The organism is Staphylococcus sp. FSL W8-1207, assembly GCF_038003745.1.
Lineage (GTDB): Bacteria > Bacillota > Bacilli > Staphylococcales > Staphylococcaceae > Staphylococcus > Staphylococcus equorum.
On the sequence record NZ_JBBOPU010000001.1, the window covers coordinates 1 to 15,031 of the forward strand.

Annotated in this window: 15 protein-coding genes; 6 read left to right on the top strand and 9 right to left on the bottom strand. The window is 32.4% G+C overall.

What is annotated here, in order from left to right:
- The 3 genes from NSR03_RS00005 to NSR03_RS00015 form a co-directional block, all read left to right on the top strand.
- A partial coding sequence (locus NSR03_RS00005) for an ABC transporter ATP-binding protein (protein WP_340719169.1) occupies nt 1-472 on the top strand: 472 nt, incomplete at its 5' end.
- Nucleotides 462-2,351: an FtsX-like permease family protein gene (locus NSR03_RS00010; protein WP_064783405.1), complete on the top strand. Its 1,890-nt coding sequence runs from the start codon at nt 462-464 to the stop codon at nt 2,349-2,351. The genes NSR03_RS00005 and NSR03_RS00010, both read left to right, overlap by 11 nt.
- Nucleotides 2,352-2,521: 170 nt before the next feature.
- Nucleotides 2,522-3,391, top strand: a complete 870-nt coding sequence (locus NSR03_RS00015; RefSeq protein WP_021339749.1) for an SDR family oxidoreductase — start codon at nt 2,522-2,524, stop codon at nt 3,389-3,391.
- Nucleotides 3,392-3,493: 102 nt separating this feature from the next.
- Here NSR03_RS00015 and NSR03_RS00020 read toward each other — a convergent pair whose 3' ends face one another.
- The 7 genes from NSR03_RS00020 to NSR03_RS00050 all read right to left on the bottom strand — a co-directional run bounded on the left by NSR03_RS00020 (nt 3,494) and on the right by NSR03_RS00050 (nt 8,797).
- On the bottom strand, nt 3,494-4,123 hold the full coding sequence (locus NSR03_RS00020; RefSeq protein ID WP_065367505.1) for an ATP-binding cassette domain-containing protein: 630 nt from the start codon (nt 4,121-4,123) through the stop codon (nt 3,494-3,496).
- 5 nt (nt 4,124-4,128) lie between these two features.
- The gene (locus NSR03_RS00025; protein WP_064783407.1) at nt 4,129-4,440 is read right to left on the bottom strand and encodes a YxeA family protein; all 312 of its coding nucleotides are present in this window, start codon (nt 4,438-4,440) and stop codon (nt 4,129-4,131) included.
- Nucleotides 4,440-5,498, bottom strand: a complete 1,059-nt coding sequence (locus NSR03_RS00030) for a DUF1430 domain-containing protein (RefSeq protein ID WP_069821040.1) — start codon at nt 5,496-5,498, stop codon at nt 4,440-4,442. The genes NSR03_RS00025 and NSR03_RS00030 overlap by 1 nt, the downstream gene beginning before the upstream one ends.
- A 362-nt stretch (nt 5,499-5,860) precedes the next feature.
- Entirely contained in the window at nt 5,861-6,391 is a 531-nt protein-coding gene (locus tag NSR03_RS00035; RefSeq protein ID WP_069813596.1) for a hypothetical protein, read from the bottom strand.
- An 83-nt stretch (nt 6,392-6,474) separates the two neighbouring features.
- Nucleotides 6,475-6,729 carry a lactococcin 972 family bacteriocin gene (locus NSR03_RS00040; RefSeq protein WP_021339745.1) on the bottom strand — a complete coding sequence of 85 codons (255 nt, stop codon included), beginning with the start codon at nt 6,727-6,729 and terminating at the stop codon, nt 6,475-6,477.
- A gap of 305 nt (nt 6,730-7,034) precedes the next feature.
- Nucleotides 7,035-7,241 carry a hypothetical protein gene (locus NSR03_RS00045; protein ID WP_002506625.1) on the bottom strand — a complete coding sequence of 69 codons (207 nt, stop codon included), beginning with the start codon at nt 7,239-7,241 and terminating at the stop codon, nt 7,035-7,037.
- 134 nt (nt 7,242-7,375) lie between these two features.
- Complete coding sequence (locus NSR03_RS00050; protein ID WP_021339744.1) at nt 7,376-8,797, bottom strand: SLC13 family permease; 1,422 nt, start codon at nt 8,795-8,797, stop codon at nt 7,376-7,378.
- 161 nt (nt 8,798-8,958) lie between these two features.
- On the opposite strand from NSR03_RS00050, the gene NSR03_RS00055 reads away from it, so the two are divergent.
- From NSR03_RS00055 to NSR03_RS00065, 3 genes are all read left to right on the top strand, one after another.
- On the top strand, nt 8,959-10,155 hold the full coding sequence (locus NSR03_RS00055) for a DUF819 family protein (protein WP_065367500.1): 1,197 nt from the start codon (nt 8,959-8,961) through the stop codon (nt 10,153-10,155).
- Nucleotides 10,156-10,219: 64 nt separating this feature from the next.
- On the top strand, nt 10,220-10,780 hold the full coding sequence (locus NSR03_RS00060) for a sugar O-acetyltransferase (protein ID WP_002506628.1): 561 nt from the start codon (nt 10,220-10,222) through the stop codon (nt 10,778-10,780).
- Between the two features lie 407 nt (nt 10,781-11,187).
- On the top strand, nt 11,188-12,204 hold the full coding sequence (locus tag NSR03_RS00065) for a PTS sugar transporter subunit IIC (RefSeq protein WP_002506629.1): 1,017 nt from the start codon (nt 11,188-11,190) through the stop codon (nt 12,202-12,204).
- 125 nt (nt 12,205-12,329) lie between these two features.
- On the opposite strand, the gene NSR03_RS00070 is transcribed toward NSR03_RS00065, so the two are convergent.
- Nucleotides 12,330-13,115, bottom strand: a complete 786-nt coding sequence (locus NSR03_RS00070) for a putative hydro-lyase (RefSeq protein ID WP_021339741.1) — start codon at nt 13,113-13,115, stop codon at nt 12,330-12,332.
- Nucleotides 13,116-13,245: 130 nt separating this feature from the next.
- The gene (locus NSR03_RS00075) at nt 13,246-14,952 is read right to left on the bottom strand and encodes a BCCT family transporter (RefSeq protein ID WP_021339740.1); all 1,707 of its coding nucleotides are present in this window, start codon (nt 14,950-14,952) and stop codon (nt 13,246-13,248) included.
- Between the last annotated feature and the right edge of the window lie 79 nt (nt 14,953-15,031).

Consider the following 15,031-nt stretch of genomic DNA (forward strand, 5'->3'; position numbering starts at 1 on the left):
ACACACATTAACGGTAAAAGAAAATATCATGCTTCCTTTATCAATTCAAAAAATGTCTAAAACAGAAAAAGAAAATAATTATAATGAAGTAACAAAAGCGCTAGGTATTCATGAACTGGGTCATAAATATCCTAATGAAATTTCTGGAGGGCAACAACAACGTACTGCAGCAGCACGCGCTTCGGTACATAAACCTGCTATTATTTTTGCTGATGAACCTACTGGCGCATTAGATTCAAAAAGTGCACAAGATCTTCTAAACAGGCTTGAAGATTTGAATGAAAGCATAGATGCAACGATTGTAATGGTGACACATGATCCAGTGGCAGCAAGTTATTCTAATCGTGTCATTATGTTGAAAGATGGCAGCGTCCATTCTGAAATTTACCAAGGTGATGACTCGAATCAAGCGTTTTACAAAAATATCATTCATATGCAAACTGCTTTGGGTGGTGTAGCAAATGAGTTTTAATCAGATCGTAATTAAGAACTTCAGACAAAACATACGGCATTATGCGATGTATATATTTTCATTGATTGTCAGTATTGTATTATATTTTAGTTTCGTAACATTAAAGTATACAGAGAGTATAAACAATGTAAATTCAATGTCTATTATTAGAAAGGGTTCTGAAGTAGGATCATATTTCTTATTTGCGATTATACTCGTATTTCTAATGTACGCAAATCAATTATTTATAAAACGACGGACACGTGAATTTGCTTTATATCAATTAATAGGTTTAACTCGAAAAAATATTATGCGCATATTATTAATTGAACAAGCTGCAATGTTTTTAATAACAGGGTTGATGGGCATAATTATTGGTGTCTTTGGTTCGAAAATTCTCTTAATGATTGTACTCAAGGTATTAACTATAGACACGAGTGTATCATTAACGTTCCAATTTCCTGCTGTTATACAAACAATTTTATTAATTATCGTGTCTTTCCTATTGATTATGGCACAAAGCTTCATCTTTTTACGTAAGCGCAGTATATTATCATTGATGAATGATAGTACAAAATCTGAAGCAACCCAATCTAAGATGACCGTTATTGAAGTTATCTCAGGCATTTTAGGCATAGCCATGATTGCTTTTGGCTATTATATGTCTACTGAACTGTTTGGCAAATTCGCCGAGCAATTAATGTACGCGCCATTCGCCATTTTATTTTTAACTATTATAGGTGCATATCTATTCTTTAGAAGTTCAGTGTCGCTGATTTTTAAAACATTGAAGCGTTCAAAAAATGGTAATGTTTCTATAACAGATGTTGTATTTACGTCTTCAATCATGCACAGAATGAAGAAAAATGCATTGTCACTCACAATAATAGCGACGATATCTGCTGTTACTGTAACCGTACTGTGCTTTGGTGCAATCAGTAAGTCAACGATTGACGATACAGTGAAGCAATCCTCACCACAAGATTTTAATTTCTTGGAAAATAAGCAAGCCCAACAATTTGAAGATAAATTGAAACAAAAGGATATAGGTTATAACAAAGTATATAAAGAAGTTACTGAATTAAAAGTAACTAAAGAGAATTTTTATGATTACAGTAGTAATTTTGGTGAAACTGATAAAATGTTTATAACAAGTAATAAATATTTTAATGATAAGGATATTACGGATCATAAAGCGAAAATGATAAATATGGCTTCATCCGCAAGTATAATGAAATTCAATTTAAATACAAAAATTCAATTTGATACTAAACCAGTGGACACATTTAAAGTGATTGATGCTAAAAAAGAAGTGAATTTTAAAAACGATGTCAGCTTTGCTTCACCTGTATTACTCATAAGTGAACAGCAATATAATCACTTGAAACCACAAGGTGAGGAAACACGTACTCAATATGGTTATGATTTAAAAAATCAAAATAATTGGGAAGAAGCTAATAAAATGGCGCATTCGGTTCATTCTGATATCTACCCTCAAAAATTAGTACGTCAAGAATTGAATGACTCTGCGGGTATATTATTATTTGTTACATCATTCTTAGGGCTAGCATTTTTAGTTGCGTCAGGTTGTATTATTTATATTAAACAGATGGATGAAACAGAAGATGAGATACCAAGTTTCCGTATATTACGCAAAATTGGATACACACATAGTGATATGCTCAAAGGGTTAGGGCTTAAAGTAATGTTTAATTTTGGACTGCCACTAGTAGTGTCATTATTACATGCATATTTTGCAGCTAAAGCATTTATGTTAATCCTCAGTACTACAAATATGTTACCTGTCTATATTGTTATGGGTGCATATTCAATTGTTTATTGCATATTTGCAGTTATGTCATTTATCCATTCAAGTAGAATCATTAAACATTCTATCTAAATCCAATTAATAATCTTAAAGCTCAGTCAACACACTATAGCGGCACTGTTATAGTGTGTTGTCAATGTATTCATTTTATATTGCTCAAAACTAATTAAAAATTCAAAATGTTTGTATGTGTTCTGAAGTGGTATCTAGCAAGTAATAGGCGTAAAAATGGAGGTATACAAATGAACTTAACTGAATTTCATAAACAAATTAAAGGTTATACACAAGATAGACAACCAGGAATTGAAAAAGATATGAATCCACAGCCACTTTCAGAAATGAAAGATTATAAAAGTGGTGGAAAATTGAAAGGGAAAGTTGCTTTGATTACCGGCGGAGATTCAGGTATTGGGCGTTCAGTGGCAACACTATATGCTAAAGAAGGCGCAGATGTCGCGATTGGATATTATGATGAACATGAAGATGCTGAAGCGGTAGTAAATCGTTTGGAATCTTTAGGTGTAAAAGCAAAAGCCTATGCACATGATTTGAAAGATGTTGCATCATCACAAGATTTAATTGAAAAAGTCGTAAATGATTTTGGTGGACTCAATATATTAGTTAATAATGGTGGCGTTCAATTTCCAAAAGATAATTTTGAAGATATCACACCAGAACAAGTAAAAGAAACATTCGAAACGAATATTTTTGGAATGATGTTTTTATCTCAAGCTGCAGTACCACACTTAAGTGATGGCGATGCGATTGTTAATACCACGAGTGTGACAGCTTATAGAGGTTCGGGACATCTTATAGATTATTCAGCAACAAAAGGAGCGATTGTTGCATTCACACGCTCATTAGCAACTACGTTGATTGGAAAAGGTATTCGTGTCAATGCAGTGGCACCTGGACCAATTTATACACCGTTAATTCCAGCAACATTCACAGAAGACAAAGTTGAAAATCAAGGTTCTGATACACCAATGGAACGTAGAGGGCAACCAGCTGAGCTGGCACCATCTTATGTATTTTTAGCAACGTACGCAGATAGTTCGTATATTACAGGCCAAGTTATCCACGTCAATGGTGGAGATTATATGACATCATAAATTTATAGATGAGTATTAAGAAAAATAAAGCAGCGAGACTCCTATTGAAAAGGGTCTTGCTGCTTTTGTCTATCTTTAAAATGAATCGAGATTGTTGAAGAACTAACAATTTAAATCTTCCATGTTTACTACAACATTGCACTTTTTAGCAACGTCAGTGTCATGTGTTGCTATTATGATAATTTTATTGTCATTTAAACATGCTAATAACTTATCTAGGATTTTTTCTCCATTTGTTCTATCTAATGATCCTGTTGGTTCATCGGCTAGTATAATATTAGGGTTTTTTAACAATAATCTGATTAAAGCGATGCGTTGTTGTTCTCCACCGCTTAATGTTGATATTTTACGCTTTAAATCAACATTTACATTTAATTCTGTTAATAATATATTTTTACGTTTTCGTTTTTCTGCCTTCGACTGTTTTTGGAACGCTAGTCCAATGTCTAAATTTTCATCAACTGACAAATTGTCTATTAATCCATAGTTTTGAAATAGATAACCTAATTGTGTTTTATAGAAATGGTTATCAGCAATTAATTTTTTTCCATTAAGATATATATTACCTGAATCTATTTTTTCAAATCCAGCAATACTATTTAATAATGTAGATTTACCGGAACCGCTATACCCCATTAATGCATACGAGTTACCATTTTTAAATGAGTAATTTAAATTTTTAAATATAGTATTTCCTTCTTTTGTAATCGTTAATCCTTGTATTTTTATCATTATCATCACCTGATATTTTTGGGGAGTTCTTGTTTCTCAATATAGTGTATTTCTTTCACATATGTACCTTTATGAATGATTTCTACAAACTTTTTACTTGGATCATAACCACCGAATGTTAATTTATAGTTCAGTTTTTCCCCATTCTTGGAATACGCTGTGACATCGTTATATTGCTGTGTGTGTTGTTTAACTATGGCATACGATTTTTCTTCTTGTAGAAAGGGATTAAATCTATCAAAGTTATCATTTGTTAAAAATGTAGTAACAGCAAGTAGTATGATAACAGTAATAACGATAATTAATTTTTTACTCATTATTCTAGCTCCTTTAAGTTAATTAAGTTATTTTTTTCTAACTTATTTATATATATACTTTGTATTAAAATTTGAATAATTATAATAAAGATAAATAAAAGGAGGATTGCACTATTCTTCATAACTGTTATAGATATAACGCCAACTAAAATGACTAATCCATTACTCAATAGTAAGTATTTACTATTATTTTTAATTAAATTGAAACCATGTATTTTTCTTATCATTAAAAATTTTATATTTTTTTCAAAGTATTGTTGGATATCAAAAATTATTGTTAAAACCAATGTGATAAAAGACAAAAGTATTGAAATAGATACAATAAGGATTTTAAGATTAAGATCTTCAAAATCCTTCAATACTATGTCTTTATAATTTGTAACACCACTTACAACATCTTCTAATCCATATTCCTTCAAATATTTATTGGTATTTTCATAATCTTTAAACAAGTAACTACCTTGTGTGACCGATGAATAATAAAAGTTATTTCCTAGGTCTGTTGTATCTATTAATACAACTAGAGGATTTTTACTAAAGTTATTTTTTAAACTAGATCTGGTATCAAAAGTATATATTTCAAAGTTGTCATTTGTTTGTTTCATGTTAATTTCTTTAATTTGATTATCATTATCCCGTTGAAAGTTAATCCAATCTTTGAAATCTTTTTTAATTGCTTGTTGAAAGATATGCGCTTTAGGTGGTAATAATAAGTCTATTGTATTTTTAGAATCGGACAGTTCAAATTGTGTTTTAAATGCACTATTATAAAAATCTATGAAATTGCTATTTAAAAAAATAACGTTACCATTTTCAGGCGTGTAATTCGTAGGTTGGGGATGATATAAATTATTGTGTCTAATAAGTAATGATTCACGTTGTGCTTCAGTATTTGAGATTAATTTATGAAATTTTTTGGATATATCATTTTCTTCTGAATGAGTGTACTTAAGTGGTGCAACTTCAATGACGTAATAATCATCTAACTTTGTCCAGTATTTTTCAGTTTCTTTAATCTTTTTCAATTCATGATATGAACTTAAATTTTGTACTAACAAAATTACTAAGACAAATAGAACAATTATCTTGAACGATACAGTTATCATTCGTAATAAAGTGTAGGGTTTTTTGCCTTTGATAATTAATGGTATATCTGTTTTTATAAATAGTGTATAAGAGCAAAGTGAAATTAGAAAAAGTATACTGAATAAAATGATTACACCTAAGAAAACACGCACTATAAAAATAAAATTATTGTCTGAAATGTCCAATACTAGTGACAAAATTATTATAGAAATTAAAAAGACACTTAATAAGGAAGTGTAGTATAAACATTTCTTAAGCATATCTTCAGATATTATTTTTGAAATTGAATAACCATGTAATTTTTTAATACCATATTCTTTAAATTTTATATTGGCTATTTGTAAAAAATAAAAACATGAAGTATTAATATTGAAGTCATAGGGAATAGGAGCCCCTTATCATTTATGACAGATAAAAATAAAACGAATTTATTTAAACTAACTATTTCTGATTCTACACCTTTTTTCTGTAGTAGTTGTTTAATATTATGAGAATCAAATGAATCTCCCATTACAAAATAATTCCCTCGGACATCTTTACTCAGAAGGGTGTCGTAGTTGATATATTTATACCTAATATGATTTTGAAATTTTGGTTTTTCTTCGTTAAACGAGTATATATATTTGTCTGTATTTTGATTTGTATTTGAGATAGATTTATAGATTGTGATATTTTCTTTTTGGGAAATCGATTCAATTGTTTCATAAATTTCTTGCTTATTGTGACTATAATCCCAAGCAGAAATGTTTAATATGGTATGACTACCAGGTAATAATTCTTGCTCTTCTCTTAATGTGAACACTAGGACTAATATAGTAATGATGCCAAGCGTTATGATATCTAAGGTTAATTTTATTATTTTCATACAGTACCTCATCAATTAAGGAAATGAATACAAATTGTATTCATTTCCCAGCTATTATTAGTAAACGTTGTAATATGTTCTATTTACGAAGAATGATTTTGGGGCAGATGCTCTAGCTTGGATACCTGCTCTCGTTTTCCACTATAGGATTTATATTTACCCACTGCTGTAGAGCCATGTGCTTTATAATTATTACTGTAATATGACCAAACATATTTGCTTCCTACTCCATAATTCCAAATTCCACCTTGAGCATAGATAGTTGCTGCATTTGCTATTGTTCCAGAGCCTAATACTATTGCTAAATACAATAAAACACTTATAATAGTCTTTTTCATTTGCATAGCCTCCTTTGGTATTAATTTATATTATTATATAATTTTCATTAAAATATCTCATTATGATTTTTTTACACTTACCCTTTAAAAATTTATATTTTTTCATAAAAAAGAGCATCTCCTTTAAATATTAGGAGATGCTCGTAATTTATTTGTCTGAAGGTTGTCTTGGCAAACCTATTTGTTGAAATCTATGTTAATAAGGTACGACAATTACAGTATCGATACGAAATTGAGACAAGGTTGACACCTAGCATATCAGATGACGTTTATTCTGTAATTATCTAGAAGAAAGTTGATAAACTTTAAAAGAAATCAGAAGGGATAAGATCATCGAATTGTAAGTGCTTTAATGAATCGAAATTCACACTTTCTATACTTTGAAGTAGTTCACCATTTTTAGCTTGGTTATAATAATTAACTGCTTCTGCTTGCACGTCATGGTCCTGGAATGTTTTAACTACGCCTAATATCAGTAATACTGCAATAGCCCCTTTAATGATTGTCTTCATAATAAATGACTCCTTCTATAAGTTTATACTCTTATTCTATACCGTTTTGTACTTTGTGACATGCGTCCCTAGTATCGAAATTATATCATACCTTAGTTGTATCCTAACGATACAAACTATTAAGAACTTTCTTTTTATAAACCAAATACAATAGGTAACCAGAAATATACGAATAGTGATATTACCACAATTGCACACATGTTTAAAATAAATCCAGCTTTAACCATATCTTGCATTTCTAATTCATCAGAACTAAATACCGCAGCATTTGGTGGTGTTGAAATTGGCAACATAAATGCACACGTTGAGGATACTGCGACAATTCCCATAATAATAAATGGATCTTGGCTAATTGCTGCGGCTAAACCAATACTGATTGGCATTAACATATTGGAAACTGCCGTATTAGACATCACTTCTGTTAAGAATAAAATAGACGTCGATAATACGATAACGACAAGGATTAATGGTAGTGGTTCGACGAAACCTAGCATGCCACCAAACCATTTTGTCAGTCCTGAATCTTCAAATGCAGCAGCTAAGGATAAGCCACCGCCGAATAATAGCAATATACCCCATGGTAGTCTACTCATATCATTCCATACGAGTAATGCACCGTTAGAAGATTTTGCAGGAATAAGGAAGAGCAATACAGCACCTAACATTGCGATAACTGTATCTGATAAATTTAAAGAAGCAGGCAAGAGACCGCCACCAATCCACAAGATACTAACGAAAAGGAAGACAATACCTGTTAACTTTTCTTCTAAACTCATCGGACCTAAATCATGTAAAGCTTTCTTTGCAAAATCTGAAGATATTTTATCGGAGTCTTCAATTTTAAATAACCATTTTGTCATTAACAAGTATAAAATGATTAACAAAATAATTGTCAACGGTAAGGCAAATAACATCCATTGTGCAAAGGACACTTCTCTATTTAAACTAGAAGAAGCGATGGCTGCGAAAACCGCATTTGGTACTGAACCAATAAGCGTTGCTAAGCCACCGATAGATGCTGAATAAGCGACAGTTAATAATAATGCTTTCCCGAATTTGTGGGCTGATTCTGGTTTGAGGAATTGTGCATCTTTAATTTCTTTTATTAATGCTAATGCAATTGGCAACATCATAAGTGCGGTTGCTGCATTTGAAATCCACATTGAAATAAATGCAGTTGCAATCATCGTACCTAAAATAATACGATTACTATTTGAACCCATCAAAGAAATGATGGTCATAGCAATGCGTTTATGTAAATTCCATTTTTCAATGGCCAGTGCGATAATAAAGCCGCCCATATACATAAAGACGATTGGATCAGCATAAGCACTCGCAGCTACTTGTTCATTTGTCCCGCCACTCAAAGGTAGTAATATCAATGGAATGAGTGACGTAGCAGGTATAGGAATTGCTTCTGTAATCCACCATGTAGCCACAAAAAGTGTGACTGCAAGAACAGCACGTGGTTCATCCGCTAAACCTGTAATACTGGGTATAAAATAAAAAATGATGAAGAGTGATGGCCCTAAGATTAAACCGATTTTTTCTTTCATTTGCAAAAATCCCCCCTTGTTATTGTCTATAGTTGCAAGAATATCAATTTAAAAAGAGCAAAACAATGTATTTTTCAGAAAATTATAAAAATTAATGAAAAATACTGGTAAACTGTATTTAATATCTTAGAATAAAAATTTATTTCAAAGGGGGAATGTTCATGGTATTAGGTGCACTTATAGCTAAAGATGACACGTGGATGTTATGGGCAATTATTATAGTTTGGGCAACAATAAGTTTATTCCTAGAACAGCGATACAAGTGGGCAAGTACAATTTCGGGAGCTATTATAGCGCTAGTGGGGGCAATGCTCTTATCAAACTTTAAAGTGATACCAACGAGTTCACCGGTGTATGATACGGTATGGGATTTTATCGTGCCACTTTCTATTCCATTATTATTATTTAGTTCAAACATTTTAAAGATATGGAAAGAAAGTAGACGATTATTATTCATTTTTATGATTGCTTCGGTAGGGACAATGATAGGTACAGTGGTCGCATTTCTTACTTTAAATCAATGGATACCTTACCTGTCTAAAATAGGCGCCATGATGACTGGAAGCTATATTGGTGGTGGCGTGAATTTTGCAGCTTTAAGTTCTAAATTCCAAACACCTGGAGACATGGTTTCTTCGACAGTAGTTGCTGATAACAGTGTTATGGCACTGTATTTTATATTACTTATAGCCATTCCATCAATGCCTTGGATAAAAAAATATTTTACTACTAATTATAAAGCCGAAACGACACCTGAGACACAACAGTCATTTTGGCAACCAAAAAAAATTCAATTATTAGATATTGCATTTTCAATGGCAAGTGCCATTGCACTTGTAGCGATTAGTTTCAAAATAGCAGAATTGATACAACTATGGGTACCTAAAAGTAATCTCATATTAACAATCATTGTATCTTTCTTTGGTGATTCTTATTTATTGTTAACAACACTGACATTAATAGTTGTTGCTATCTGGGGAGATTTCTTTGAGAAGTTAGCAGGTGCATCAGAAATTGGCACTTTCCTTATTTATATATTCTTTGTAGTCATTGGCACGCCGGCTTCATTTGCTACAATTATTACAACTGCACCGTTGTTATTTGTTTTTGTCATTATTATTTTGATTTTCAATTTAGGTTTAAGTCTTATTTTAGGTAAGCTCTTTAAATTTAAAATTGAAGAAATATTGTTAGCAAGTAATGCAACTGCGGGAGGGCCTACTACTGCAGCAGCATTAGCTATTGGAAAAGGCTGGTCAGGTTTAGTGGGCCCGATACTTATTATTGGTACATTAGGTTATGTAATAGGAAATTATGCTGGAACAATGATGTATCAATTATTTATTCATCTAGGATAAATTGTAAAAGGTGTTAGAATATGTATGTATATTTGACGGAACTTAATGATGGAGGGATATATGTATGAACGAAAAAGAAAAGATGTTAGCAGGTGAATGGTATGATGCTAACTTTGATGAAGCTTTGGATGTTGAAAGGAATAAAGCGAAAGATCTTTGCTTTGAATTAAACCACACAAAGCCGAGCAATTCAGAAAAACGCAATGCAATTTTAACTGACTTACTCAATGATAAGCCAGATAATTTAGAAATATTAAGCCCATTCCAAGTAGATTATGGCTACAATGTTTTTTTAGGAAATAATGTATTTGTAAATCATGATTGTTATTTTATGGATGGCGGAAAGATTTTTATTGGAGATAATGTTTTTATAGGTCCGAAATGTGGACTTTATACAGCTGTTCATCCTCTTCAATATCAACAGAGAAATATAGGGTTAGAACAAGCATTACCTATTAACATAGGAAATAACGTGTGGTTAGGTGCTAACGTTATTGTGTTGCCGGGTGTTCAAATCGGTGATGGAGCAGTCATTGGGGCAGGTAGTGTTGTGGCCAAGGATATTCCGGAAAATGTACTAGCAGTCGGAACACCAGCTAAACCTATAAATAAAATAGATAATTAATAAATATTTAACAGAAAAAGCGGTGGTAACATTCATTACGTAATGGATATTACCACCATTTTTTTATTGTACATAGTGTAAATAATCATGAAATATAAAAATAATCTACAATAGTCATTATCATTAAATCGTGTAATATTAAAAAACAAATTAAAACAATGTAGAAAAATATTCTGCGGAGCTTAAATTTAAAATAATAAAATTGGTCGGAATATAATAGTGAAATGTGTTAAGATATAAAAATGTGAGTGAAAAGGTAAGTAATATAATTGTAGATGAATATATATAAGATAGATGAATCTGATTTTTAGAAAGGAATCGATAAATCTGCTTATAGTTAGAATTGAAACAATTATGTCCACACAAAAACATAACTACTTCAAGAAAAGGAAAGAGGCATTTCAAAGATGGATATATTAATTGGAACTTTGTTTTTAGTTGTAGTGTTAGCATTATTTACACTGTTTACATATCGAGCACCTATGGGTATGCGTGCGATGGGTGCTTTAGCAAATGCTGCAATTGCAACATTCTTAGTTGAAGCATTTCATAAATACGTAGGTGGCGACCTATTAGGTATTAAATTTTTAGGTGAACTGGGCGATGCTGCTGGAGGTCTTGGTGGTGTAGCTGCAGCTGGACTTGTAGCATTAGCTATTGGTGTTTCACCTGTATATGCTTTAGTTATAGCTGCCTCATGTGGAGGACTAGATTTAATACCTGGTTTCGTCGCTGGCTATGTTGTTGGTTATTTAATGAAATACGCGGAAAGAAAAGTACCAGATGGTATAGATTTGATCGTAGGTATTTTAATTATTGCACCTTTAGCAAGATTAGTTGCGACGGGTATTACCCCGTTAGTTAACAATTCACTATTAAAAATAGGTGACATCATTCAAAGTTCTACAGAAATAAACCCAATTATTATGGGGATTATTCTTGGTGGTGTTATTACAGTAGTAGGAACAGCGCCATTAAGCTCTATGGCTTTAACGGCATTACTTGGTCTAACTGGTATGCCAATGGCAATTGCTGCTATGGTTTCTTTCTCTTCTTCATTTATTAATGGCACAATGTTTAATAAATTGAAATTAGGCGATCGTAAATCTAGAATTGCTGTTTGTATTGAACCATTATCTCAAGCAGATATTGTGTCGGCAAATCCTGTTCCAATATATACTGCGAATTTTATAGGTGGTGCATTAGCGGGAGCGGTTATCGCTTCATCTGGAATGATAAATGATGCAACTGGTACGGCAACCCCACTAGCTGGTTTCTTAGTCATGTTTGGATTTAATGATCCATTGAAAATTTTCATTTATGGCGCAATTATCGCTGTTATTGGTCTAATTGTAGGCTATGTATGTTCTAAACTTTTCAAAAATTATCCAATTGTAACGCAAGAGGATATAGAATCCCGTTAAAACATACGTTGTAATGCGTTGTAGTATAAAATCTTGAATAAAAAAGGAGGTTTAGATTTTTCAAATGAAATCTAAACCTCCTTTTATTTTTTGAGATATTTGAAACAGTAATAGATAACTAGTTATTAATCACCAATTTGACTATTAAGTATATCTGTAATAAACATATGTCCTGGTGCGTGGGTAATCATTAATTCTGGCTTGGCATCTAGAGCGATAGATTGTGGGGTCACACCACATCCCCAAAAGACAGGAACTTCATTTTCCTTTATTGTGGCAGGTTCTCCAAAATCAGGTCTTGTAATATTATCAATACCTATTTTAGATGGATCACCAATATGTAGCGGTGTCCCATGCATATTTTTAAAGTGTGTAGTAATTTCAGTTGCTTTAATGGCTTGCTGCATTGTCATCGGGCGCATACTTACTGTGATATTACCTGCAAATTCGCCACTTGGTTCTGCGGGTATATCAGTGATGAACATAGGTACATTGTGATCTTCTTCAATATGTCGAATCGGAATGTCGGCTTCTAATAAGGCATGTTCAAAGGTAAAACTACAACCGATTAAAAAGCTGACCATATCACCATTAAATAGATGCGAGACATTTGTTGGTGATTCAACAAGCTCGCCATAACGATAGACACGATATTCTGCCACCTCTGTGCTAATATCTGCTTGTTTACCGTAGAAAGGAAAGGTAGTAGAACCTTTTTCGGATACATCTAAAAGTGGACATGTTTTAGGATTTCTAAAACAAAACCTTAAAAAATCATATGCGTAGCTTGAAGGTAGAATAACGACATTGGCTTGTACGTATCCTTTAGCCATACCACTGGTAGGGTCAGTAAGTTCTCCATTACTAATCATTTCTCTTAGTTTATGTGGCTGTATATTATCTAAATTCATAAAACCATCCCCTTAATTTAAAACTTATCGTTAGTTTAGCAAAAATAAGTCATAACAGTTAAATATATGTATATTACAAGTTTATAAAAATGCCCCTCCATTAGCTAGAGAATAGGAGGGGTGAATCATTTTATTTGTCGTTATTATTTTCGTCTTTTTTATTATTTCTATATTGTTTGTTTAATTCAGCTTCTTTTTCATCATGAGTTGTGCTTTGCTTATCATTTGCTGAATCGTCTTTTGAATCATTAGTATCATCATCTTCACGTTGCTCAAGTGGAATTGAATAATCTTTATCATCATCTATATGTGTCATTTTAAAATGTTTCGTTGGTTCTCTACGCAATGCACGCATTAATGACACAATCATTAATAGCAAGATAATAGAGAACGGAAGCCCTGTGACAACAGAAGCGGTTTGTAAACTTGTTAAGCCACCAGCAATTGTCATAGATACTGAAATTGCACCGATTAAAATACCCCAAATGATTTTGTGCTTCGTCTTAGGATTTGCTATGCCACCTGTTGCCATGCCTGAGACAATATGTGTTGTTGAATCAGCACTTGTGACAATAAATATAAATATCAGTGCAATTGCTAAAGCACTCGTAATGTCAGCAAGAGGGAATTTAGATAACAATTCAAATAACGCTACGGTGTAGTCTTGATCAACAACGTTAGCAATATTATCATTCTCTTTGAGTGCAATTTTAACTGCTGTACCCCCAAAACCAGCAATCCAAGTAAATGAAATTAGCGGTGGAATAATGAGTACACCAACGATGAATTCTCTTATCGTACGTCCACGTGAAACCCGCGCAACGAAACCACCTATAAATGGAGACCATGAAATCACCCATGCCCAATAAAAGACTGTCCATTGTTGAATCCAGCCATTGTCTCCGGTATATGGACTAATACGTAAACTATATTCAATAAAATGGCGTAAATAATCACCAATTGCTAAAGTGTAAGATTCGAAAATGAATTTTAAATCACCAAAAATGAACATAAAGATAAGAAGCAAGGCACCTAATCCTATATTAATATTACTTAGCCATTTGACACCTCTATTTAAACCAGTTGCTGCAGAAGTTAAGAAAATAGCTACCATTAATACAGTAATTGTGATTTTAGTAATATTATTATTAGGTATATTAAAGACATGTTCTAACCCACCGCTAATTTGCATAATACCTAATCCAATTGAAGTTGCGATACCCATCACTGTCGCAATAATAGCTAAAATATCGATGATGTTTCTGTAAGGGCGCTTATATGCTTCGCCAAATACAGGCTCCATCGCTGTTGAAATTAGCCCGTCACGATTTTTTCTGAATTGGAAATAAGCGACAGTAAGACCGGCAATTGCAAATATAGACCATTGTGAAATACCCCAATGGAAAAATGTATAGCCCATTGCGACTCTTGCAGATTCTGCCGACTCATCTGCGACTGTGCCTGGGAAGGGAGAATGTAAATAATGACTTAATGGTTCAGCCACACCCCAAAAGACAATCCCTACACCTAAGCCTGCTGAAAATAGCATTCCAATCCAAGAATGCATAGAAAACTCAGGCTCTTCATCATCTCTACCTAATTTAAAGCGTCCATAACGAGATACAGCTAACGCGATTAAAAAGATATCTAAAATAAAAATAATAACTAAGAATAACCATCCGAAAGAATTTGATATGTAGTCATAAACTTGTTGTGCGTATGTTCCAAACCCCTTTGGGAAAATACCAGCAACTAAAGTGATGAGTAAAATGATAGCTACTGAAATAATGTAGACCAAATTACGATTTTTTGTTTTTCTCTTATGCTTATTATTCATAACGCTATTTAATCATTCCTTTGTTTATTTAGATTATAATTACATACCCTTATTATTATTTTGTTACTCATTGGACTAA

Coding starts and splice junctions, on each gene's coding strand:
- NSR03_RS00055 (WP_065367500.1), top strand. CDS start 8,959: ATGGTATTAGGTGCACTTATAGCTAAAGATGACACGTGGATGTTATGG.
- NSR03_RS00070 (WP_021339741.1), bottom strand. CDS start 13,115: ATGAATTTAGATAATATACAGCCACATAAACTAAGAGAAATGATTAGT.
- NSR03_RS00015 (WP_021339749.1), top strand. CDS start 2,522: ATGAACTTAACTGAATTTCATAAACAAATTAAAGGTTATACACAAGAT.
- NSR03_RS00020 (WP_065367505.1), bottom strand. CDS start 4,123: ATGATAAAAATACAAGGATTAACGATTACAAAAGAAGGAAATACTATA.
- NSR03_RS00075 (WP_021339740.1), bottom strand. CDS start 14,952: ATGAATAATAAGCATAAGAGAAAAACAAAAAATCGTAATTTGGTCTAC.
- NSR03_RS00035 (WP_069813596.1), bottom strand. CDS start 6,391: ATGAAAATAATAAAATTAACCTTAGATATCATAACGCTTGGCATCATT.
- NSR03_RS00010 (WP_064783405.1), top strand. CDS start 462: ATGAGTTTTAATCAGATCGTAATTAAGAACTTCAGACAAAACATACGG.
- NSR03_RS00025 (WP_064783407.1), bottom strand. CDS start 4,440: ATGAGTAAAAAATTAATTATCGTTATTACTGTTATCATACTACTTGCT.
- NSR03_RS00065 (WP_002506629.1), top strand. CDS start 11,188: ATGGATATATTAATTGGAACTTTGTTTTTAGTTGTAGTGTTAGCATTA.
- NSR03_RS00050 (WP_021339744.1), bottom strand. CDS start 8,797: ATGAAAGAAAAAATCGGTTTAATCTTAGGGCCATCACTCTTCATCATT.
- NSR03_RS00040 (WP_021339745.1), bottom strand. CDS start 6,729: ATGAAAAAGACTATTATAAGTGTTTTATTGTATTTAGCAATAGTATTA.
- NSR03_RS00045 (WP_002506625.1), bottom strand. CDS start 7,241: ATGAAGACAATCATTAAAGGGGCTATTGCAGTATTACTGATATTAGGC.
- NSR03_RS00060 (WP_002506628.1), top strand. CDS start 10,220: ATGAACGAAAAAGAAAAGATGTTAGCAGGTGAATGGTATGATGCTAAC.